Source organism: Kribbella sp. NPDC049174 (assembly GCF_043197365.1).
GTDB lineage: Bacteria > Actinomycetota > Actinomycetes > Propionibacteriales > Kribbellaceae > Kribbella.
Genome location: NZ_JBICSZ010000001.1, coordinates 1,016,673 through 1,038,330, shown reverse-complemented (window position 1 = coordinate 1,038,330; position 21,658 = coordinate 1,016,673). Strand labels below are relative to the sequence as shown.

Here is a 21,658-nt window from a genome sequence, read left to right as displayed (position 1 = left end):
ATTCCTAGAGGTTGGAGTAGTTGTGCTGACGCTGACCGAGAACGCGACGCTGGTGATCAAGAGCATCACGGGCGTCGAGGGTGCGCCGGAGGGTGCAGGGGTACGGATCTCGCAGGAGGACCCGGCCAACCCCGCGCTCGCGGTGACGACCACGGAAGCGCCGCGCCCGGGTGACCAGGTGGTCGAGGAGAGTGGCGCGCGGGTCTTCCTCGAGGAGAACGCCGCGACGGCGCTCGACGACAAGATCCTGGACGCGGCGGTCGACGACAAGGGCGGCGTCGAGTTCCTGCTGGTGCCCCAGCCGGGCACGGGCCGGGAGAACGGTGCCGCCCCGACTCCCTGAGTCGACCTGATCGCACGCGCAACGGCCGGGACCGGCCCCTTTCCGCGGTCCCGGCCGTTGCGCGCGTTGACCCTGGTGCAGCGTGTTCTAGAGCGCGCTGCGCTGGGCGATCCAGCTGTCGTGCAGCCGGGTGTACACCCCGCCTGCCCGGACCAGCTCCGCGTGCGGACCGCGCTCGACGATCTCGCCGTTGTCGAAGACCAGCACCTCGTCGGCCGCCTCCGCCGTGGACAACCGGTGCGCGATCGTCACCGACGTCCGCCCCGCCATCAGCCGCTCGAGCGCCGCGTTGACCCGGACCTCGGTGCCCGGATCGACCGCCGACGTCGCCTCGTCGAGGACCAGCAGATCGGGGTCCGCGATATTCGCCCGGACCAGCGCGACCAACTGCCGCTCACCCGCCGACAACGACTCGCCGCGCTGACCCACCGGCGACTCCAGCCCGTCCGGCAGCGAATCCAGCCAGTCCGTCAGGCCGAGCGACTCGAACGCCTCCAGCAGCTGAGCGTCCGTTACCTCCGGCCGCCCGAAGCGCACGTTCTCCGCGAGTGACGCGTCGAAGAGGTACCCGTCCTGCGGCACCATCACCACCCGCTCCCGCAGCGACGCGAACGAGATCTCCCGCGCGTCCACCCCGTCCAGCAGGACGGCACCCGACGACGGATCCATCAGCCGGGTCAGCAGCTTCGCGAACGTCGTCTTCCCCGACCCGGTCTCCCCCACCACCGCGACCCGCCGATGCGGTTCCAGTCGTACGTCGACATCCCGCAGGACCAGCTCGCCTTCCGGATACGCGAAGTCCACGTCCGAGAACTGCACCGAGATCGGCCCGCGCGCCTGCACGACTCCCGACTCGCCCGGGTCGACCACGTCGGCCGGCGTCGCGATCACCCCGAGCACCCGCCGCCAGCCGGCGAAGGCGCTCTGCGCATCGGTCAGCACCTGGGTCGCGATCTGCACCGGGTCCGAGAACAGCGCCACCAGGAACATGAACGCGAGGATCTCCCCCAGCGTCGCGTCCCCGTCGACCCCGAGCAGTACGCCGGCCGTCAGCACCCCGGCGTTCGCCAGACCGGCCGCGAGACCACCGATCGAGAACGTCAGACCGGTGATCGCCTGGGCGCGGGTCGCCGTCCGCCGGTAGTCCTCGATCGAGGCGTCGATCCGGTCCTGGGTGCGCTTCTCGATCGAGTACGCCCGGACCACCTGCGCGCCGACCACCGGCTCGGCGATCGCGGACAGCATGTCGCCGACCTTCGCCCGGACCACGCCGTACGCCGCGGACATCAGCCGCTGCAGGTACTTGAGGCTGGCGAATAGCGGGATGAAGCAGATCAGCACGACCAGCGCGAGCTGCCACGAGTAGATGAACATGACCACGGTCGCGAGCAGCATCTGCCCGATGCTGACCAGGAAGATGAACCCGCCGAACTGCAGGAACTGCGACACCGTGTCCACGTCCGACGTGACCCGGCTGACCAGCGCGCCCCGCCGCTCGGTGCTCTGGGTCAGCACCGGCAGGTCGTGCACGTGCCGGAACGCCTTGATCCGCATCGTCGCCAGACCGCGTTCGGAGTTGATCGCGAGCCGCACGGTGGTCAGGTACGACGCGACGGCGGTGACCAGGATCGCGATCGCACAGACCACGCACATCCAGACGACGAAGGACATGTCCGGCCCGCCCGGCCCGGACAGCCCCTTGTCGATCGTCTGCTGAACAGCGATCGGTACTACGATCCGCCCGCCCGTCATGACCAGCGCGAGAAGCCCGGTGATCCACCAGCCCTGACCCAGCTCGGGCGACACTCGCACGCCCTGCCGCAGCGTCTCCATCCCGCCCGCGTCATCGCCGTGATCCAGCCGGCTCGTCTCTACCGTGCTCATGCGGAAGCTCCTTCCGCGTCCAAGTCGTCGATCTCGGCGGCCAGGTCCGCCTCTTCCTGTCGCCGGGCGGCATCCTTCTCGTACGCGTCGACCAGCTCGCGATAGGCGGCCGACCTCTGCTGCAGCTCGGTGTGCGTGCCCTGCGCTGCGATCCGGCCCTCGTCGAGGAACACCACCTCGTCGGCGAGCGAGATCGTCGCCTTGCGGTAGGCGATCACCAGCACGGTCGTCGCGGCCTCGGAGTCCTGGACGGAAGACCGCAGCCCGGCCAGGATCCGCGCCTCGACCTGCGGGTCGACCGCACTGGTCGCGTCGTCCAGGATCAGCAGCCGTGGTCGTCGTACCAGGGCCCGGGCCAGGGCGATGCGTTGCCGTTGGCCACCCGACAGCGTCGTACCGCGCTCGCCGACCTTGGTGTCCAGCCCGTCCGGCATCGACTTGACGAAGCCGTCGCCCTGGGCGATCCGGAGCGCGTCCCAGACGTCCTCGTCGCTGTAGTCGCCGCCGAGCGTGATGTTGCCGCGGATCGTGTCGTCGAACAGGAACGCGGTCTGCGCCACCAGCGCGACCGAACCGGACAGCTCGTCGCGGGCGAGGTCGCGCAGGTCGAGCCCGTCGAGCTTGATCGCACCCTCCTCCGGGTCGACCAGCCGGGTCAGCAGCGTGATCAGCGTCGACTTCCCCGCGCCGGTCGGACCGACCATCGCGACCGTCCGGCCGGGCTCGACGGTGAAGTCCACGCCGGTCAGCACGTCCCGCTCGGGCAGGTAGCCGAACCGTACGTCGGACACCTCGAGCCGGGCCGCCTTGGTCGACGTCAGCTTCGCGGCGCCGTACTCCATCCCGCCCTCGGCGGTCAGCACCCGCTGGACGCGGTCCCACCCGACGACGGATCGCGGCAACTCGCCGAGCACCCAGCCGAGCGCCCGGATCGGGAACCCGATCAGCGTGAACAGGAACGCCACCTGCACCACGTCACCGGGGTCGGCCGCGCCGGACTGCACCCGGCCGACACCGACCAGCAGCACCGCGAGCACGCCCAGCCGGGGCAGACCGTCGATCACCGGGTCGAACACGCCGCGGGCCTTGTTCACCGCGATGTTCGCATCCCGCAGCGCGTACGTCGGAGTCCGGAAGCGCTCGGTCTCGGCGGCCTCGCGGCCCAGCGTCTTCACCACCAGCGCGCCGTCGAACGACTCGTGCGCGACCTCGGAGACGTCGGCACGGAGCTGCTGCGCGCGGGTCGCGAGCGGCTGCAGGTAGCGCTGGAAGATCACGTTCGCCACGAACACCAGCGGGAACACCAGGCAGCCGACCAGCGCCAGCCAGACATCGGCCGCGAACATCGCGACGGTCGCGAAGGCCAGCATCGCGAGCACACCGATGGCCATCGGCAGCGGCGCGATCACGAACCAGATCGACTCCACGTCCGCATTGGCGTTCGAGAGCAACATGCCGGTCGAGTGCTGGTGGTGCCACTCGAGCGGAAGCTTCAGGTACTGCCGGGTGACGCGGCGCCGGTACGTCGCCTGCAGCCGGTACTGCATGATGCCGGCCCCGATCCGCCGGCCGACCACTCCGATGGCCCGCAGGATCGCGATCCCGAGGAAGAGCGCGATCAGCCCGGCGATCGCACCGAACGTGGTGTTACCACTCTCCAGCGCCGGCTGGACCACGTGATCGGTGGCCCACCCGAGCGCCCATCCGTCGGCCACGGTCATCGCGCCGTACAACATGCTCGCCAGCACGGACAGGGCGAAGATCCATGGCTCCTCCCAGATCGCGACCCTCAGGACCGCGAAGCCCCTCCGGGTCACGCTCCCCTTGTCTGGGACTTTCGGCGGCACGGGCAACACGCTCCAGGACAGTCAGGTGCATCAACCAGGCACAGGCATGACAACGATTGACATTCTGCCATTCCACACCGACAACTACGATCGAGATATGACGGACTACAGCCGGGTAGAACGACTTGCTCTGTGTGATCTCTTCGACCGGCTCGGCCCGGATCAGCCAACGTTGTGCGAGGGGTGGACCACGTACGATCTGGCTGTCCACCTGCACGTCCGCGAGGCCGATCCGATGGCCGGGCCGGGCATCATGATCCCGGCGCTGTCGGACACCACCGCGAAGCGGATGGCCCGGGTCAAGGCGCAGTACAGCTTCACCGAGGTCGTCGACAAGGTCCGCAACGGGCCGCCGACGTTCTCGATCTACTCGGTGCCGCGGTTCGGTCATCAGCTGAACACGACCGAGTACTTCGTTCACCACGAGGACGTCCGCCGCGCCCAGCCGTCGTACGACGTCCGCAGCCTCCCACCCGGGCAGCAGGCCGGGCTGTGGAAGGCGGTCCGGCTGGCCGCCAAGTCGATGACCCGGAAGGCGCCGAGCGGGCTGGTGCTGCGGTTGCCGGATGGTACGACGTCGGTCGCGAAGAAGCCGACCGAGCTGGGCTCGGTGACGGTGACAGGCAAGCCTTCGGAGCTGGTGCTGTTCTGCTTCGGCCGGCAGCAGGTGGCCGACGTACAGCTGGACGGTGAGGCGGAGACCGTCGAGCGGCTCCGCAGCGCGTCATTCGGGGTCTGAGGCGCGCCTCTTCCGCCGCCAGCGCTGGACCAGGCCACTCGCCACGGTCGTGAGGAACACGAGCACGATCGCCGCGGCCACGCCCTGCCAGGGCTCGTCGAACAGCGCGTACCCGAGCAGCCCGATCGCCATGTAGACCGCGGCCCACAGCGACGACGCGGTCAGATCGACCACGGCGAACCGCTCCCATTTGTACCCGGCGAGCCCGGCCGCGAGCAGCACCGGCACCCGCCCACCCGGAATCAGCCGGGATGTCAGCAGGACACCGATCTCGTGGTCGGCCAGCCGGTCCCGCAGCGCGTCCAATGACGCGTTGTCGCGCAGCCAACCGACCCGCTTCGCCAACCGCTCTCCGCCGAACCGGCACCCGGCGTACACGATCAGATCCCCGACATACGCCCCGAGCGCACCCGCGATCAGTACGCCGACCAGCCCGATCGGATTCCCGTGCGACGCGAGTACGGCGCCGGCCGACACCGCCGCACCGGTCGGCAGCACGGGCAGTACGGCGCCCAGCAGGACAGCACCGGCGAGCGCGAACAGGTACCAGAGATCGAAGTGGGTATTTCCGCTCATGGCGCGTCCACCTCGGTCGACTCGCCAGGCACCAACAGCTCCACCTTCACTGCCGGATCCAGCTCGGCCATCGCAGCCTTGAACCTGTCCCCCGGAGGCAGGAACAGCTCCGGCTTCAGCCAGTCGCACCCGATCGGCCAGAACGTCCCGAAATGCACCGGTATCGCCATCCGGGCCCCGACCAGCTGAACCGCTTCCGCCGCCCGGACCGGATCCAGGTGCCCGGGACCGAGGGACGGCCCCCAGCCGCCGACCGGCACCAGCGCCAGGTCGACCGGCCCGGCTTCCGCGGCCAGCTCGTCGAACAGGTCGGTGTCACCGGCGAACCACGCACTCGGCGAGCCCTCCACCCGGAACCCGAGCGCCGGTCCGCTGTACGACGACCACGGCAGCCGGCGGCCGTCGTGATGAGCCGTGGTCGCGGTGATGTCGAGTCCGCCGATCCGTACCTGGTTGCCCGGAGCAACCTCGATGCAGCGGTCCGCGATCTCGGGACCGCAGTCCTGCTGGATGAGCCGGGCCGCACCCCGCGGCACGACCAGCGCGGCGCCTGGCGCGACCATTGGGATCGACGTGAGGTGCAGGTGGTCGGCGTGCATGTGAGAGATCAGTACGGCGTCGCACTCGGCCGCGGCGGGCAGCGGCGCCGGTCCACGACGGCGGCGCAGATGCGCGATCCGTGAGGTGAGCACGGGATCGGTGAGCAACCGCGTGCCGTTCTCCTCGATGGTGGTGGTGGCGTGCCCCCACCAGGTGATCCGCACGCGTCAGGCCTCCACACTCGTCTCGACCGATTTCCGGAGGTCCTTGCGGTGGCCGAGGTGTTCGAGCCAGCTGATCAGCAGCGCGTGGACCGCGTCGGAGCCTACGGGAGCCTGGTCCACCACCCAACGACTCGGGTGCACCAGCACCGCCTCGGTCTGCCAGCCGCCGATCCCGCCGTGGCACCCGACCAGCTCCTCGAACGCCGCCACCTCGTGCGTGTAGTGGTCCAGCCGGCTGATCACCACGATGTCCCCGTTGTGCGGCATCTCCGCCTGCCGCAGCATCGACTCGGCCGCGAACGGCCCGTACGGCGTCAACGGGTCGTCGCCTTCGATCCGGCCGGACTTCAGGACGTGGACGCCGGCGCCGCCGATCGCGACCGGCCCCTCGGCCAGCGAGTCGACCACCACGAAGCCGACCCCAGGGTGGGTCGCCAGACCGGGGATCAGCTTCGGGTGCAGCAGCTCGATCTCCTCCAGCGGCACCCGGCCGGGCGTGGTCGCCAGGTAGATCAGCGCCAGGTTGCCCGACGACGTCACCACCATCTGCTCGTCGGCGGCCACCTCCGGCGGGCAGTCCTTCGGGCCGAGCTCCACCTCGCCGCTCCTGGCCTTGCCGTGCAGTGCCTTCCGGGTGACCGAGCCGGCCACACCGCGGCGCAGGCTCAGCTCGGTCAGGAACGCGTTCACCGGACCCCAGCCCTCGGTCTTGCCGACCGCCGCGACCGGCTCCTTGGTGGTGTCGACCAGGTCGTCGACGACCTGGGTCAGCGTCCGGCCGTACCGCTGCAGGAAGGTCGAGCCCTGGCTCTGGCCGTGGTCGGACAGCACGACGATCTCGTACGAGTGCGGCAGGATGTCGATGATCCGCTGCAGCGCGCCGAGGACGCGGTCCAGCCCTTCCAGGGTCTGCAGCGACTCCGCGCGGGTCGGGCCGGCGTGGTGCGCGACCTCGTCGTAGTCGACGAAGTCGCAGTAGATCACCGGAGTGCCCTTGACCAGCTCGTCGGTGATCAGCGAGACGTTCAGGTCGCGCAGCAGCACGTTGCTGATCGCGCGCAGGAAGATGTAGGCGCCACCGCGCTTGACCCGCGGGACCAGGTGCCGGACCCGTTGGCGCCGGGCCTGGTGCAGCTCCTTGACCATCTCGGCGACACACAGCACCAGCCCGCGGGCGGCGCCCTGCGGGCTGGAGAAGAACCGGACGTACCCACGGCTGCGGTTGCTCGGCAGCGAGGCCCGGCTGAAGACCAGCTCGCACCGGTGCGCGTCCCCGGACCAGTTGTTGCTGATGCTGACGCCGCCGTCGGCGAGCAGGCCGCGCCCGGTCGACATCCGGTCCTCGATCTCGGCGGCGTCCCGGCCCCGGTTGGTCACCATCACCCGGGCGGTCTCTTTCTCATACCACCGGAACGCCGGGATCTGCCGCGAGCCGCCGTGCAGGATGCCGGCCTGACTGGCCGGAGTCGTCGACGGTACGCCGGTGTGCCAGCCGACCATCGAGTGTTTGCCGTCCCGGATCCAGCCGCCCAGGTTCGGCAGGTTGCCGGCCAGCACCATCCAGTTCAGCAGCGGCTCGGACAGGCCGTCGATCTGGATGATCAGCATCCCGGTCTTCGGCGCCGGGGTGATCTTGCGGGCCCGGCGGTGCACGACCCGCATGACCTCGGCGACGTACGCGTCGTCACTGCCGGCGTACGCGACCCAGCCGACGAACGCGCTCACCGACGACATCACGATCGCCACCAGCAGCGCCGCCTCGACCCCGCCGTGCAGGTTGATCCCGGGGTCGACGGTGATCCCGAGGTAGACGACGCCGAACTGGGACAGCAAGCCGCCGACCAGGACGCCGATCGAGCCGATCAGGATCGCGATCCCGGCCAGCACCCAGCGCATCAGCATGCTGAACACGGCCAGCAGCACGACCAACCGCAGGATCGGCAGCCGCCCGTCACTGCTGATCTGCGGCAGCGTCCAGAACGTGATGATGAGGGAGATCAGCGAGGCCAGGCCGCCGAACAGCATCGCCTGCAGCCCACGCCCGGTACGGCGGCGCAGGTCCAGCCAGACCGGGCGTCGTCGCCGCCGGTCCCCGGACATCTGTTCAGGTGGTTTCGCCATCTCCCGCTTCGTGCTCCCCGTCGACGCAGTGGTGCTGTACCGAGCCTACGAGGCATCGTCCAGCACCAACGCATCGCGCCACGCACCGGGACGGGTGGATCCCGGGTTCACTCCGGGACCCACCGGGCCATTCCCTGACCCGTCACTGAACCTCGAGGTAGTCCACCTCCGCGTACAGCGTGCCCTTCGTCAGGCGGATGGTGTTCCAGCCGGCGTTCAGCGTGACCGACACCGAACTCTGCCGCCAGTTGTCCCAGCCGGTGACCGGGTAGCTGACCGCACCCTGGTTGTTGCCATTGACAACGACTCCGTGGCTGGCGGTGGCTCCCGAGCCGTTCGCGTACCCGACGTGCAGGGTGTAACCGCCCGCAACCGGCGCGTACACGGTGTTCTCCACCCAGGAGTCGGCGTAGTCGATGTAAGCGACGACCTTCCCGTCCGAGGCCCCGGCCGCGTTCGACCGGACCACGCAGTGGTTGAGGGTCCCCCGCTCGGCCTCGTACCGCACCCGGCTGCCACGGACGACCGGATAGTCGTTGGCCCAGCCGAGGTCGGCGACGTACAGGTGCCGCGCCCCGCCGACCCACCCATGGACGAACACCTTGTTGCCGACGAAGTCCGCGCCGCCCGGCCCGCAGATGTGGTTGTCGAGTGTCGCCGTCGTCATCAGTGGCCGGAAGGCGGTCGTCCACGGACCGCTCAGACTCGGCGCCGTCGCGTACGACGTCAGGTAGTTGCAGTCGGTGTAGCCGCCACCGGAGAAGAAGAGCACGTACTGGCTGCCACGCTGGACCAGATCGGGTGCCTCGATGATCCCGCTCGACGTGAGCAGGGCCGAGTTGCCGCCGACCAGGGTCGTGCCGTTGTTCGCCGTACGGGTGAGCCAGAGGGTCGACGGCTGACCGATCGCGTTGCCGTCGTTCTTCCAGACCAGATAGCGAGTGCCGTCGTTGGCGACGAAGGTGTTCGCGTCGATCGCGCCGCCGAGCTCGAGCGGGCAGATCAGCGGCTGGCTGCCGACCGGGCTGAACGGGCCGAGCGGATTGGTCGCGGTGGCGACGCCGATGCATTGTCGGCCGGACGCCTTGTGCCAGGCCGTATAGGTGAGGGTGTAGCTGCCGTCCGGGTTCGGGTAGACGTCCGGCGCCCAGGTGCGGCCCGACTGCGCCCAGCCCGGCGACGGTCCGCCGGGCATCGTGTCACCGCGGATCGTCCAGGGGCCGTTCGCGCTGGGTGCGGTCGCGGCCGGCACGTGGCCTCGACCGTTGTTGGTCGAGTACGCGTACCAGGTGCCGTTCTTCTCGAACACGTCCGGATCCGGGAAGTCCTCCCCGATGATCTGCGCGGGGAAGACGGCCGCGGTGGTGGCCGCGTGCGCCGGTGGTGACAGGGCCGGCGGTGACAGCAGAGCGGAGAGGCCGAGCACAACCAGCAGGGCCGTCAGAAGTCGTCGCATGGGGACTCCTCAGGTGGGGGCGGATACCTGTGGACCGAACTTTTCCATCGATTCACCTGGATGACCAGAGGTCGATTCGGCTGATGACTGGACCAGCGGCGCTCGGGGGTGTTGACTCCCGCTAGTTGGTTTCCGCCTGGGTTGAGGGGAGTTCTCGTGAGGTTTTTACCGAGAGTGTCGGGGCGTGGGGTGATCACCGCCGTCGCCGTGCTGGCGACGGCCGCCGGCGGCGTGGCGATTCAGTCGGGTACGGCGCCGACCGCCGTGCAGGCGACGCCGCTGCAGACACAGCTGGACACGCTCCTGAACGACAGCCGCTACAACGGCTCACAGGTCGCACTGGTGGTCCGGGACGCGACGACCGGCGAGACCTTGTACGACCGCAACGGCGGTCAGCGGATGCTGCCCGCGTCGAACACCAAGCTCTTCTCCTCGACGGCCGCGATGCACGTCCTCGGCCCGTCGTACCGCTTCCACACCGATGTCCTCGCGACCGGCCCGGTCCATCGCGGCACGCTGCTCGGCAGCCTCTACCTCAAGGGGTACGGCGACCCGACCGCCCTCGAGTCCGACTACGTCTCGTTGGCCAAGCAACTCGCGCAGTCCGGCGTGAAGCAGGTCGTCGGCGACCTGATCGCGGACGACACGTACTTCGACCACGTCCGCCTCGGTGACAGCTGGGCCTGGGACGACGAGCCGTTCTACTACTCCGCCCAGATCTCCGCCCTCACGCTCGCCCCGAACACCGACTACGACTCCGGTACGGCGATCGTCGAGAGCCGGCCCGGTGCGTCGGTCGGAGCACCCGTGCAGCTCGCACTGGTCCCGGCCAACGGCGTACTCAAACTGGTCAGCACCGCCAAGACCGGAGCGGCCGGATCGTCGAACACGCTGAACATCGAGCGCGAGCACGGCACCAACATCGTCCGGGTGACCGGCTCGGTGCCGCTCGGCGCGAGCGTCGGCCAGGAGTGGGTGACGGTGTGGGAGCCGGAGCTGTACGCGGCTGACGTGTTCCGGCGGGCCCTCGCCGCGCAGGGCATCAGCGTGATCGGCAACGTCAAGAACGCGGCCTCCCCCGTCGCCGCACGGGTCCTCGCCCGGGACGAGTCGATGACGGTCGGCGAGCTGATGAACCCGTTCCTCAAGCTGTCCAACAACATGCACGCCGAGACACTGGTCAAGGCGATGGGCGCGGTGGCGGAGGCCGAAGGCACGTGGCCGGCCGGCCTGGGTGTGGCCACCGAGTACGCCAAGAGTGTCGGCGTCGACACCAGCACGATCCGGTTGTCCGACGGCTCCGGCCTGTCCCGCAAGGTCAACGTCACCGCGGACAGCATCACCGACCTGCTGATCGGGGTGCAGAAGGAGCCGTGGTGGAAGCAGTGGTACGACGCGCTGCCGATCGCCGGCAACTCGCAACGCTTCGTCGGTGGCACCCTGCGCAGCCGGATGGCCAACACTCCGGCCGCGAACAACCTCCACGGCAAGACCGGCTCGCTCACCGGCGTCACGTCCCTGTCCGGCTACGTCACCAACGCGGACGGCCGCAAGCTCGTGTTTTCGATGATGAGCAACAACTACCTGGTCAGCCCACGCTCCATCGAGGACGCGGTCGGCGTCACCCTCGCCTCGTCGTCCGACCAGGCCCCGGTCGCCATCGCCCCCAACACCCTCAGAACCACCACCGAGCAGTGCGACCTCGAATGGGAGAAGGCCTGCTAATCGGTTCGACAGCACGGCGGTCGTTCACCACGATGTGTGAATGACCGCCGTACTGCCCGAAGGTTTCGAGGTCCGTCCGATGACGGTGGACGACGCTGCGCTGATCGCTGAGCGGAGTGCGACTTACACGAGCGCGCTGCTGGGGTTTGCGAAGCACAGTGCGGAGGACGTCGCCAACTATCTGCGCGATCCCGGGTTCGATCCGGGGACCGACGGGTGGGTTGTGCTGGATGCCGACGGGGAGTTTGCCGGGTCGGCGACGGCGGCGGCGAACAGTGACGGGTCGCGGGTGGAGCTCGAGTTGTTGAGTGAGATTCCGGCGGTGGCAGACTGGTTGCTCGATCGGGCGGTGGCGCGGGCCGAGGAGGCCGCCCGGGCGGCCGGGCCCGGCGAGGTTGTGCTGAGTGTCGGCGTGATCCGGCAGGACGAGTTCCTGCCGGAGATCGTGGCCGCGAAGGGCTTCGCCGTCGCCACGTCGATCCACCGGATGCGAATCACCTTCGACGGCCCGGTCGAACCACCGCCTGTTCCGGCCGGAGCAGTCGTACGACGTGGGGCCTTCGACGACCCGAGTCGCCGGGCGGCGCACGCCGTACTGCGGGAAGCGTTCAGCACGCAGCCCGGGGCGGATCCACGGCCGTACGAGGCGTGGGCCGCGTCCCGGGAGAGCCGGTCGACCTTCGACTGGTCGCAGCTCACCACGGTCGAGCTCGACGGCCGGGCCGTCGCGGTCACCGAGTGCAACGACAACTTCGTCAGCACCGACAACTGCGGCTACATCGGCCGCCTCGCCGTCGTACCCCAGGCCCGCGGCAAGGGTCTCGCGAAGTTCCTGCTGTACGACGCCTTCGCCGTCGACGCAGCCGCCGGCCGGGCCGGGACGATGCTGCACGTCGACAGCTCCAACCCGACTCCGGCCGTCAGCCTCTACACCTCCGTCGGGATGCGCCCCGACCTGATCAGCGACATCTGGCGCCAAACCCTCGACCGGTAACCACGCACACGTGTAAAGGACACCGCTACGCGGCGGCTGCTTATTGCGCCTTCGGCGAGCGCGGACCGGCGACACGGACTGATCTGACAGGCGGATGTGCTGTGACTACGGATGCCGGTCAACGTCATCGGCAGATATGTCGTGGAAACCGACGGGATCGACGGTGATGTGGCAGCAGACTGTTTCCCCGGGTGGCATCTCCGAACCGGTTATGGCATCGAGTCACGAGGTTGTCGCTGCGCTGTACCCGGACGATGCGGCCTATCGAGGCCACCCCAGCACCAATCGATCGAAAACCGGCGAGTCTGGGAACGGCTGCTTCTCCCCTAGCTGCACCCATCCCACCCCAGCACACCCGCCGATCACATCAGCCCGCGTTCCCGGTCCGCGCCCCGCCGAAGGCGCAAAGAACAGCCGCCGCACAGCGGTGTCCTTTAGACGTTTCCCCGCCGGTCGTCCGAGCGGTTAGGTGTTGCGGTCCGGAGATCTGAGAGATTACTCTCGAAACATGTCTCTCAGAAATCCGTACGGCGACTTCGAGATCACCGACCCGCAGGCGATGCGGGCGCTGGCCCATCCCGTCCGGCTGGCCGCGCTGAGCTGGTTGCAGAAGAACGGCCCGGCGACGGCGACCCAGCTGTCCGAGCACGTGGGCGCGTCGCCGTCGGTCACCAGCTGGCATCTGCGCCACCTGGCGAACTTCGGCCTGGTGGTCGACGAGCAGCCGCCGGACGCGGACAAGCGGCAGCGCTGGTGGCGGGCGGTGGCGCGCGGCTTCCGGTACGAGATGCCGGACACCCCGGAAGGCATCGAGGCAGGCCGGCTGCTCCGGGCCGAGATGATGAACCAAGCCTTGGAGTCCGCCCAGCAGTGGCTGGTCGAGACCGAACCCGAGCTCGACCCCGAGTGGGACCGGCTGGCCGGCTCGGCGAACACCCGGCTGGTCCTCACCTCCGCCGAGGCCGAGGCGATCGAGGACGCCATCGAGCAGGTGCTCGCCCCCTACGTCCAGCGCGGTGAGGAAGGCGCACCGGAGGGTGCCCGCGCGATCCGCTATCTCCGCATGTCTTTGCCCGAAGCAACAAACTGATCCTGGGGGAACCGACCGTGAAGACTCTTTCCGCCACGAGTCTCTGGCGTGACCGGCAGTTCCGGACCTTCTGGTCCGCGCAGACCGTCTCCGAGTTCGGCGACCGGGTCACCGAGTTGTCCCTGCCGTTGATCGCCGTACTGCTGCTCGACGCGTCACCCAGTCAGGTCGGTTTCCTCACCGCTGCGGTCTGGTTGCCGAACCTCGCCTCACTGTTCATCGGCACGTGGGTCGACCACCGGCCGGACAAACGCCCGCTGATGATCGCGGCCGACATCGCCCGGGCGATGCTGCTGCTCACCCTTCCGGTGGCGTACTGGCTGGACATGCTGACGCTCGGGCATCTCTACGTGATCGCGATCCTGGCCGGCATCGCGGACGTCGTGTTCGGTACGTCGTACGCGTCGTTCTTCGTCCGCCTGGTCTCCCGCGACCAGTTCCTGGAGGCGAACAGCAAGCTCTCCGCGACCCGGTCCATCTCGTTCATGGGCGGCCCGGCGATCGCCGGCGGGCTCGTGCAGTGGCTGACGGCGCCGATCGCGATCGTGGTGGACGCGCTGTCGTTCCTGGTGTCGGCGTTCCAGCTCGGCCGGCTCAAGACACCGCCAGGCGAGCCCGAGGAGTCGGCCGAGCCGCTGCTGAAGCGAGCCAGTGCCGGGATGCACTACCTGCTCCACCATCCGTATCTGCGCAGCAGTCTCGGTTGCGCGACAACGGTCAACTTCTTCAACCTGATCAGCCTGGCGCTGCTCGTGCTCTTCGCCAGCCGCAACCTCGAACTGTCCGCCGGGACCATCGGCCTGGCCTTCGGGATCGGTGCCTCCGGCGGCCTGCTCGGCGCGCTCGCCGCGTCGCCGCTGACCCGGATCTTCGGCGCCGGACGGGTGATCGCGGCCAGCTCGATCGTCTTCCCCGGGTCGATCGCGATCGCGGCGCTCGCGGACGGTCCGACCTTGGCCCGCGCCGCCGCGCTCGCCGCGGCCGAGTTCATCGGGGCGTTCGCGGTGATGTGCTTCGACGTACCGCTCAACTCACTGCAAGCCGCGGTCACCCATGACCACATGCGCAGCCGGGTCGCGGGCGCGTTCAGCAGCATCAACTACGGTGTCCGCCCGCTCGGTGCGGTGGTCGGCGGCCTTCTCGGCACCTGGATCGGCGTCCGCGAGACCTTGCTCGTCTCAGCTGCCGGCGGCTTCCTCGCCGTATTGTGGCTGATCCGCTCCCCCATCATCCGCACCCACAGCCTCGACGGCCTGCAGCCCCCGGAGCTCTAGTCGGCGTCGACCTCGATCTTGGCGACGGTCCGGCGGAGTGGGACCTCCTTGATGAAGAGGACCGCGATGAGGCTGACCACCGCACACGCTGCCGCGATCAGGAAGATCCGCCCGGTCGCGTCGCCGTACGACTGTCGCACCAGCTCCGCCAACTGCGGCGGCAGGTGATTGACATCGAGCAGACTCGTGCTGCCTGAGCCGCCTTCCTGCAACTTCCGCGCGGCCTCGGCACCACCCGGACCGGCGAGCAGGCCCTGGATGATCAGGTCCTTCACCCGGACCGCGAGCACGGCGCCCAGCGCCGAGACACCGACGGCACCGCCCAGACTGCGGAAGAACGAGACCGTCGCGCTGGACGCACCGATCTCACTGACGTCCACGGTGTTCTGTACGGCGAGCACCAGGTTCTGCATCGTCATACCCATGCCCAGACCCATCGCCAGCATGCCGAGACCGACGTACCAGTACGGCGTGGTGTGGTCGATCGTGCCGAGCACCGTCAGGCCGGCGACCAGAAGGATGCCACCGGCAACCAAGTAGCGCTTCCACTTGCCGAACCGGGTGATCATCTGACCGGAGCCGACCGAGCCCAGGAACGACCCGAGCATCATCGGGATGGTCAGCAGGCCGGCCTCGGTCGGGCTGTAGCCGCGGGCCACCTGGAAGTACTGACCGAGGAACAGCGCGCTGCCGAACATCGCGACGCCCACGGCGAGACTGGCCACGATCGCCAGCGCGGTGGTGCGCTGCCTGACCACCTTGAGCGGGACCAGCGGCTCGGCGACGCGGTTCTCGACCACGACGGCGAGGATGCCGAACACCAGGGTGCCGCCGACGAACAGCGCCGACTGCCAGGACATCCAGGCGAAGTCGTGACCGGCGAAGGTGACCCAGATCAGCGGCAGGCTGGCGGCGACGCTGATCAGTACGGCGCCCAGATAGTCGATCCGGACCCGGCGCTTGATCAACGGCAGGTGCAGGTACCTCTGCAGGATCACCAGGCTGATCACCGCCAGCGGGACGCACACGTAGAAGCACCAGCGCCAGCCGAGCCACGAGGTGTCGACGATGACGCCGCCGATGAGCGGACCGCTCACGGTCGCGACGGCGATCACAGCACCCATGTAGCCGGAGTACCGGCCGCGGTTGCGGGGTGGGATCGCGGCGCCGATGATCGCCTGCGCGAGCGCCATCAGGCCGCCCATCGCGAGGCCCTGCAGGACGCGGGCGCCGATCAGGAACGGCACGTTGTGGGACAGGCCGGCCAGCGCCGAACCGACCACGAACAGCGAGATCGCCAGCTGGACCAGGAGCTTCTTGCTCATCAGGTCGGCAAGCTTGCCCCAGATCGGGGTGGACACCGTGGTGGCCAGCAGGCTCGCGGTCAGCACCCAGGTGTACTGGGTCTGGGAGCCTTCGAGGTCGGCGATGATCGTCGGCAGGGCATTGCTGACGATCGTGGAGCTCAGCATCGCGGTGAAGAGCGCGGCGAGCAGGCCGATCAGGATCTCGAGGATCTCGCGGTGGGTGAGTTCCGGCGTGCTGGGCGCTACGTGCCGGGTCTCGGTGACGGTCATCAGTCTCCAGTCGAAGGTACGGGCGGTGTGCGCCGTGCGGACCTGGTGACCTCGGTGATGGCGTGCGCGATCCGCTGCATCGTGTCGGCAGCGGCCAGCAGCGCATCGTCGTCGAGGTCCGCCAGAGCGGCGCGAAGATGCCGGGTGTAGGACGAGTAGAGAGCCTCCAGCTGGGCCTGGCCGCGCGGCGCCAGGCTGACCAGCCCGACCCGCGCGTCGGCCGGATCCGGCCGACGGCTCACCAGTCCGTCGGCCTCCAGCGCGGTCAGCTGCCGGCTCACCACCGACGCGTCCACACCGAGCTTGGCGGCGAGCTCGCCGCCGCGTTGCTCGCCGTCCCTCAGCAGGACCTTGAGCACACTCGCATCGGCCCGCCGCAGGCCGCCGTCGAGCGCCAGATGCCGGTGCTCGACACACCGCACGGCGCGGATCAGCGAACTGACTCCTTCGAGCAGCTCCTGCGCCGGCGCGTCCCGCTCCACCCTCGGGACAAGGGGTTCCTGAGCTAGTTGCATAACCCAACTATATACGCAATTAGTTGGTTTCTGCAACCATGTTGGCAGACTGACCGGTTTCGAATACCGACTGTGAGTTTTCGGCTGAGCCCGTCCCTTTTCGGCAACTCTCCGTTATCCTCGCAGGAGGGGGGGCGCACTGTGCTGCCAGCGGTGCACCGAAGTCCAGGGGAGCGACTGAGGTGGGGGCCATGCAGGCCACAGGAATCGATCAAGGCCGGTTCGAGCCGACCGTCTTCGGCGCGGTCCGCCGGTACCGAATCATGGTCCTGGTCATCGCGGTGCTGATGGCCGGGGCCGCGGTCGGATACTCGCTGCTGCAAGCCGAGGTCTACCGCGCGTTCGCCACGGTCACCGTGCCACAGAGCGCGCTCGACCAGGGCGAGTCCGCCGACCAGTACTTCGACAGTCAGGTCCTGCTCCTGCAGTCCCAGGAGGTCGCCGACCGCGCCGCCCGCATCGCCAACGCGGCGCTGAACGGGAATGTGCTGTCCATGCGCGACTTCGCGGGCGAAACCAAGTCGCTGGAGATCACTCCGCCGGAGGGAACCACGCCCGGCGGCTTCGGCTCCAGCATCGTTGCCCTGACCTTCACCTGGCCGAACTCCACGGTGGCCCAGACAGGTGTCAACGCGGTGCTCCAGGCCTTCGACGACGTACGGGCCGCCTCGATCGCCGCTCAGGGCACCGCCGACGTGGCCGCTCTCGAGCGAACCATCCGGGACGCCCGGACCAAGGGCCAGCTGACCGACCTGCAGAACCAGCGGACGGAGACCCTGGCCAACCTGCAGTTGGCCCTGGCCAGCCACCCGACCGTTGCCTGGGCGCCGGAGCCGCAGGTGCCGATCAACGGCAACTCGAAGCGGTCCGGTGCCATCGGCCTGGTGGCCGGGCTCGTACTCGGTGCCGCGCTGGCCTACTGGCGGGCCGGTCGCCGCCGGACTCTCGACGACCGGCTCGACCCGCTCGCCATCTACGACGCACCGATCATCGGTGACATCCCACCGGGCGGGAACGGGCGGATCCGGTCACGGCTCTCGGCCGGCACCGATCCGCTGCCGATGGCCGCCGACCCGCAGTCCCCGGCCGCCGAGGCGTTCCGGTTCGCCGCGGGCTCGGTCGAGCGGATTCGCGCTGCCCGCGACGACCAACTGACCGTCGTGTTCGTCTCCGCGGACTCCGGTGCCGACCGGAGCAAGGTCGTGGCCAACGTCGCGCTCGCCGTCGCCGAGAGCGGTACGCCCGTGCTGGCGGTGGACGCCGATGCGACCAAGGGCGCCCTCACCGGTCTGCTGCTCCCCGGCAGCCCACCGGCAGACGGGTTCGAGCAGGTCGTGGCCGGCTGCCTCCCGGTGTCCGACTGCATCGAGCCCAGCCCGCTCAACGCGGACGTCACCGTGCTCAGGGCGGGTCCCGCCCGGGTGAACCGGACCACCGGCCAGGCGTACTCCGAGGCGGTGGAGAAGGTGATCGCCGAGGCCAAGGCGTCCTTCGGCCTCGTGCTGATCGACAGTCCCGCGCTGCTCCGAGTGGCGAATGCCATCGAGCTGGTGCAGGACGCGGATGCATCCGTCGTCGTCCTCGGCCCCGGCGAGCCGGTCCAGGACCACGTCACCATGGTCGAACGGCTCGACGAGGTCGACTCCGACCTTGTCGGCTACGTCTACCGGCAGCCGGACCGCGGGCCGAAACTCCTGCGCCGGCTTCGTGAGCGCTTCGCTACCCGGGCCGTTCGCCTGACCGACCCCGAGAGTGTGCCGTTGCCCCAGCAGTTCGCCTTCCGCCCGGCCAAGAACCGCCGATCGTCGGAACGCGTACCGCAGGGTTGATGTCCCGATGTCACCGCCCGCCGGTAGTCCACGCACGTACGGCGGCTTCGTGGGCGCTCCTTCGCCGCAGGCATCGGGACGTCTCTTCGTCCTCTACGGCCGCCTGCTCGGTCCCCTCCTGGCCGGATACCTGCTCTTCGACCGGGCCTTCGCCTACCTTCATCTGCCGGGCAGCCCGCTGTTCGTCGGCGAGATGGTGCTGGGAGTCGGCGCGGTGGCCACCCTCGTGGCCACCCGGTACCTTCAGGTGCCGATCAGGGACGAGCCGGTTCTCGCGCTGCTCGGGGCGTTCGCTGTCTGGGGATTCATCCGCATGGTGCCCGGCGTGGGCACCTACCAGCTGGACGCGCTGCGGGATGCCGCGCTGTGGTCGTACTGCCTGTTCGCGTTCTTCGTGACGGCCGCGCTGGCCACGTCACCGGAGCTTCTGGACCGGTTGATCACCCAGCTCGCCCGGCTGACTCCGTGGCTGTTGCTGTGGCTGCCGTTCGCTGTGGTGCTCTACCCGCTGGCCGACAGGGCTCCCACCGTGCCCTTCTCCACCGTGTCGGTGCTGTCGCACAAATCCGGGAGCGCAGCCATCGCGGCGCTGCTCGTGCTCGGCTGCATGTGGCTGCTGCCCGGCACTCGCAGCGCTCGCAGCCGCGCGGTCTGGAGCTTGATGGCGCTCCTGGTGATCGCCCTCGCCGCCACCCAGAACCGGGGCGGTCTGCTCGGCGTGATGGCCGGCCTGGCGGTCGGGTTGGCGTTCGTCCGCAACCGGGTGGGGCTCGCTGCCCGCGTCGTACTCGTGATGGTGGCCGGGTTGGGCCTGGCGTCGCTGCTGTCGCTGAACGTACCGCTCGGCGGACTGCAAGGCCGGGAGTTCTCGGCCTCGCAACTGGTCGACAACGTGGTGAGCCTCAGCGGGAAGGAAACGTCCGGAAACCTGGGCGGAACGGTTGAGGGACGTCAGCAACTGTGGACGCTGATCCTCGACAAGCAGGTGGCCGAAGGTCATCTCGTCGACGGGTCCGGGTTCGGTCAGAACCTGGCCACCGAGGTCGGCGTGTACGACGCCGGCAAGGACACACTGCGGAGCCCGCACAACTCGCACCTGCACATCGTGGCCAGGATGGGTCTGGTCGGCATCTCGTTGTGGATCGCCTTGTGGGTCGGCTGGTACTGGCGGATGGTCGCCGGTTGCCGGCGGCTGGCACGGGAGGGTTTGCACACCCGACGGCAGGTGGCTGTGCTCTCGCTGATGGTGACCACGGCCGTCCTGGTGTCCTGCTTCTTCGATCCCCAGTTGGAGGGACCGCAGGTGGCAGCCCTGCTGTGGACCACGTTCGGGATCGGGGTGGCCGTGACCACGGCCCGGCCCTGGTTCCGTGACGGGGCGGGGCCGTGAAACCTGGGTCGAGCCGGCGACGCTGGATCGCTGCCGCCTGCGTGCTGGTCGCGCTGCTGGCCCTGGCCTGGCCCTTGGACGGTACCGGCGAATCGACAGCGCCGGGTCGCGCGGGCCTCACGGGTCCGGTCGGTCCGATCCCCAGATCCTGCGACGGTGTCACGGTCGGCCCGTCCGACGACCTCCAATCGACGATCGACGCCCACGCGGCCGGTACGACGTACTGCCTCTCCCCCGGCACATACCGGGTGGAGAAACCCTTGCTTCCGAAGGACGGCGACGCGATCATCGGCCGGTTGGGGGCCGTTGTCAGTGGGTCGAAGGTGCTGACCGGCTGGCAACAGTTCGGCCATGCGTGGTCAACCAAGGGATTCTTGCCTGCTGATCCCGGCACCCACGGCGAGTGTCTGGAGTCCGTGCCGACCTGTGCGTACGCCGAAGACGTCTTCGTGGACAAGCAGCCGCTGACCCGGGTGGACTCGCCGTCCGCAGTCGTCGGCGGCACCTTCCATACCGACTACAGCACGAACACGATCACGATCGGCGACGACCCGGGAGGCCACCTGGTCGAGCAGGCGGTTGCGGAAAGCCTCATCAGCGCGACAGTCGACGATGTCACCGTCGCCAACCTGGTCCTCGAGCAGGCTGCCAACGAGGCCCAGGTCGCGGCCGTCGAGAGCCGTCAGGTCGGACCGGAGCGATCCGGGGCCGGCTGGCGCATCGTCAACAACGAGGTGCGCCTGAACCACGGCGTCGGCCTGGGATTTGCCGACGGAGCAGTCGTCACCGCCAACTTCGTGCACCACCAGGGTCAGCTCGGTTTCGGTGCCTGGGGCACCGGATCAGTGGTCAGCGACAACGAGATCGCGTTCAACGGTGTGGCCGGCTACTCGGCGGGTTGGGAGGCGGGCGGCAGCAAGAGCTGGCACACCGACCGGCACACGGTCACGCACAACTACGTCCACGACAACCTCGGTCCGGGGCTGTGGACCGACGGCGGCAACATCCACACCGAGTACACGGCCAACAAGATCACCGGCAACTGGGGAGCCGGCATCCAGCACGAGATCAGCTACGACGCCGTCATCCGGCACAACGAGATCTCCGGTAACGGCCAACGGCACATCGGCTGGGCCTGGGAGGCCGGGATCCAGATCCAGTCGTCGGGCGGCACCGGACTCATCGAGGTCGTCGGCAACACCGTCAGCGACAACGCCAACGGCATCGCCCTCATCGACAGCGGCAACCGCGCGGAGGAGATCCCCGCGCCGCACGGCCCGCACGTCGTCCGCAACGTCTGGGTGCATGACAACCGCATCACCATGTCCAGCGGCCAGAGCACCGGCGCCGTCCAGGACATCGGCGACACCGCCGTCTACACCGAGCGCAACAACCGGTTCGAGGCCAACACCTACTACCTGACGTCCCTCACCGAGGCGCACTTCTCCTGGAACGACACCGATCTGACCTGGGCCCAATGGCGTGAGCTGGGCAACGACGAGAAAGGCCGGGCCGAACGAGCCGGCCGCTGAAC

17 protein-coding genes are annotated in these 21,658 nt (G+C 69.0%); 9 read left to right on the top strand and 8 right to left on the bottom strand.

What is annotated here, in order from left to right:
- The first annotated feature begins 22 nt into the window (after nt 1-22).
- Nucleotides 23-343 (top strand): Fe-S cluster assembly protein HesB, encoded by a 321-nt coding sequence (locus ACGFIF_RS04760; RefSeq protein ID WP_393151467.1) that lies wholly within the window; start codon nt 23-25, stop codon nt 341-343.
- Nucleotides 344-430: 87 nt separating this feature from the next.
- Here ACGFIF_RS04760 and ACGFIF_RS04755 read toward each other — a convergent pair whose 3' ends face one another.
- Nucleotides 431-2,227 (bottom strand): ABC transporter ATP-binding protein, encoded by a 1,797-nt coding sequence (locus ACGFIF_RS04755; RefSeq protein ID WP_393151465.1) that lies wholly within the window; start codon nt 2,225-2,227, stop codon nt 431-433.
- A complete protein-coding gene (locus tag ACGFIF_RS04750; RefSeq protein ID WP_393151462.1) occupies nt 2,224-4,044 on the bottom strand; it encodes an ABC transporter ATP-binding protein in 1,821 nt (606 codons plus the stop codon). The genes ACGFIF_RS04755 and ACGFIF_RS04750 overlap by 4 nt, the downstream gene beginning before the upstream one ends.
- Before the next feature lie 127 nt (nt 4,045-4,171).
- Here ACGFIF_RS04750 and ACGFIF_RS04745 point away from each other — a divergent pair, with 127 nt between their 5' ends.
- A complete protein-coding gene (locus ACGFIF_RS04745; protein WP_393151460.1) occupies nt 4,172-4,813 on the top strand; it encodes a TIGR03085 family metal-binding protein in 642 nt (213 codons plus the stop codon).
- On the opposite strand, the gene ACGFIF_RS04740 is transcribed toward ACGFIF_RS04745, so the two are convergent.
- From ACGFIF_RS04740 to ACGFIF_RS04725, 4 genes are all read right to left on the bottom strand, one after another.
- Nucleotides 4,799-5,389, bottom strand: a complete 591-nt coding sequence (locus ACGFIF_RS04740; protein ID WP_393151458.1) for a DedA family protein — start codon at nt 5,387-5,389, stop codon at nt 4,799-4,801. The two genes, ACGFIF_RS04745 and ACGFIF_RS04740, sit on opposite strands and share 15 nt — an antisense overlap.
- Nucleotides 5,386-6,153: an MBL fold metallo-hydrolase gene (locus ACGFIF_RS04735; RefSeq protein ID WP_393151456.1), complete on the bottom strand. Its 768-nt coding sequence runs from the start codon at nt 6,151-6,153 to the stop codon at nt 5,386-5,388. Before ACGFIF_RS04735 ends, ACGFIF_RS04740 begins: the two co-directional genes overlap by 4 nt.
- Before the next feature lie 3 nt (nt 6,154-6,156).
- Nucleotides 6,157-8,274 (bottom strand): alkaline phosphatase family protein, encoded by a 2,118-nt coding sequence (locus tag ACGFIF_RS04730; RefSeq protein WP_393151454.1) that lies wholly within the window; start codon nt 8,272-8,274, stop codon nt 6,157-6,159.
- A gap of 142 nt (nt 8,275-8,416) precedes the next feature.
- On the bottom strand, nt 8,417-9,730 hold the full coding sequence (locus ACGFIF_RS04725) for a family 43 glycosylhydrolase (protein ID WP_393151452.1): 1,314 nt from the start codon (nt 9,728-9,730) through the stop codon (nt 8,417-8,419).
- Between the two features lie 156 nt (nt 9,731-9,886).
- Here ACGFIF_RS04725 and dacB point away from each other — a divergent pair, with 156 nt between their 5' ends.
- From dacB to ACGFIF_RS04705, 4 genes are all read left to right on the top strand, one after another.
- Nucleotides 9,887-11,455 carry a D-alanyl-D-alanine carboxypeptidase/D-alanyl-D-alanine-endopeptidase gene (dacB, locus tag ACGFIF_RS04720; protein WP_393151450.1) on the top strand — a complete coding sequence of 523 codons (1,569 nt, stop codon included), beginning with the start codon at nt 9,887-9,889 and terminating at the stop codon, nt 11,453-11,455.
- Nucleotides 11,456-11,495: 40 nt separating this feature from the next.
- Nucleotides 11,496-12,449 (top strand): GNAT family N-acetyltransferase, encoded by a 954-nt coding sequence (locus ACGFIF_RS04715; protein ID WP_393151448.1) that lies wholly within the window; start codon nt 11,496-11,498, stop codon nt 12,447-12,449.
- A 508-nt stretch (nt 12,450-12,957) separates the two neighbouring features.
- Entirely contained in the window at nt 12,958-13,539 is a 582-nt protein-coding gene (locus tag ACGFIF_RS04710) for an ArsR/SmtB family transcription factor (RefSeq protein ID WP_393151446.1), read from the top strand.
- A 17-nt stretch (nt 13,540-13,556) separates the two neighbouring features.
- On the top strand, nt 13,557-14,813 hold the full coding sequence (locus ACGFIF_RS04705; RefSeq protein ID WP_393151444.1) for an MFS transporter: 1,257 nt from the start codon (nt 13,557-13,559) through the stop codon (nt 14,811-14,813).
- On the opposite strand, the gene ACGFIF_RS04700 is transcribed toward ACGFIF_RS04705, so the two are convergent.
- Together ACGFIF_RS04700 and ACGFIF_RS04695 are read right to left on the bottom strand one after the other, a co-directional pair.
- Complete coding sequence (locus ACGFIF_RS04700) at nt 14,810-16,390, bottom strand: MDR family MFS transporter (protein WP_393151442.1); 1,581 nt, start codon at nt 16,388-16,390, stop codon at nt 14,810-14,812. The genes ACGFIF_RS04705 and ACGFIF_RS04700 overlap by 4 nt on opposite strands.
- Entirely contained in the window at nt 16,390-16,905 is a 516-nt protein-coding gene (locus tag ACGFIF_RS04695) for a MarR family winged helix-turn-helix transcriptional regulator (protein ID WP_393151440.1), read from the bottom strand. The genes ACGFIF_RS04700 and ACGFIF_RS04695 overlap by 1 nt, the downstream gene beginning before the upstream one ends.
- 191 nt (nt 16,906-17,096) lie before the next feature.
- On the opposite strand from ACGFIF_RS04695, the gene ACGFIF_RS04690 reads away from it, so the two are divergent.
- Genes ACGFIF_RS04690 through ACGFIF_RS04680 form a run of 3 tightly spaced genes read left to right on the top strand, consistent with a single transcriptional unit; the run spans nt 17,097 to nt 21,656 of the window.
- Complete coding sequence (locus tag ACGFIF_RS04690) at nt 17,097-18,734, top strand: Wzz/FepE/Etk N-terminal domain-containing protein (protein ID WP_393151438.1); 1,638 nt, start codon at nt 17,097-17,099, stop codon at nt 18,732-18,734.
- A gap of 7 nt (nt 18,735-18,741) precedes the next feature.
- Nucleotides 18,742-20,124 (top strand): O-antigen ligase family protein, encoded by a 1,383-nt coding sequence (locus tag ACGFIF_RS04685; protein WP_393151436.1) that lies wholly within the window; start codon nt 18,742-18,744, stop codon nt 20,122-20,124.
- Nucleotides 20,121-21,656, top strand: a complete 1,536-nt coding sequence (locus ACGFIF_RS04680) for a right-handed parallel beta-helix repeat-containing protein (protein WP_393151434.1) — start codon at nt 20,121-20,123, stop codon at nt 21,654-21,656. The genes ACGFIF_RS04685 and ACGFIF_RS04680 overlap by 4 nt, the downstream gene beginning before the upstream one ends.
- Nucleotides 21,657-21,658 lie beyond the last annotated feature (2 nt).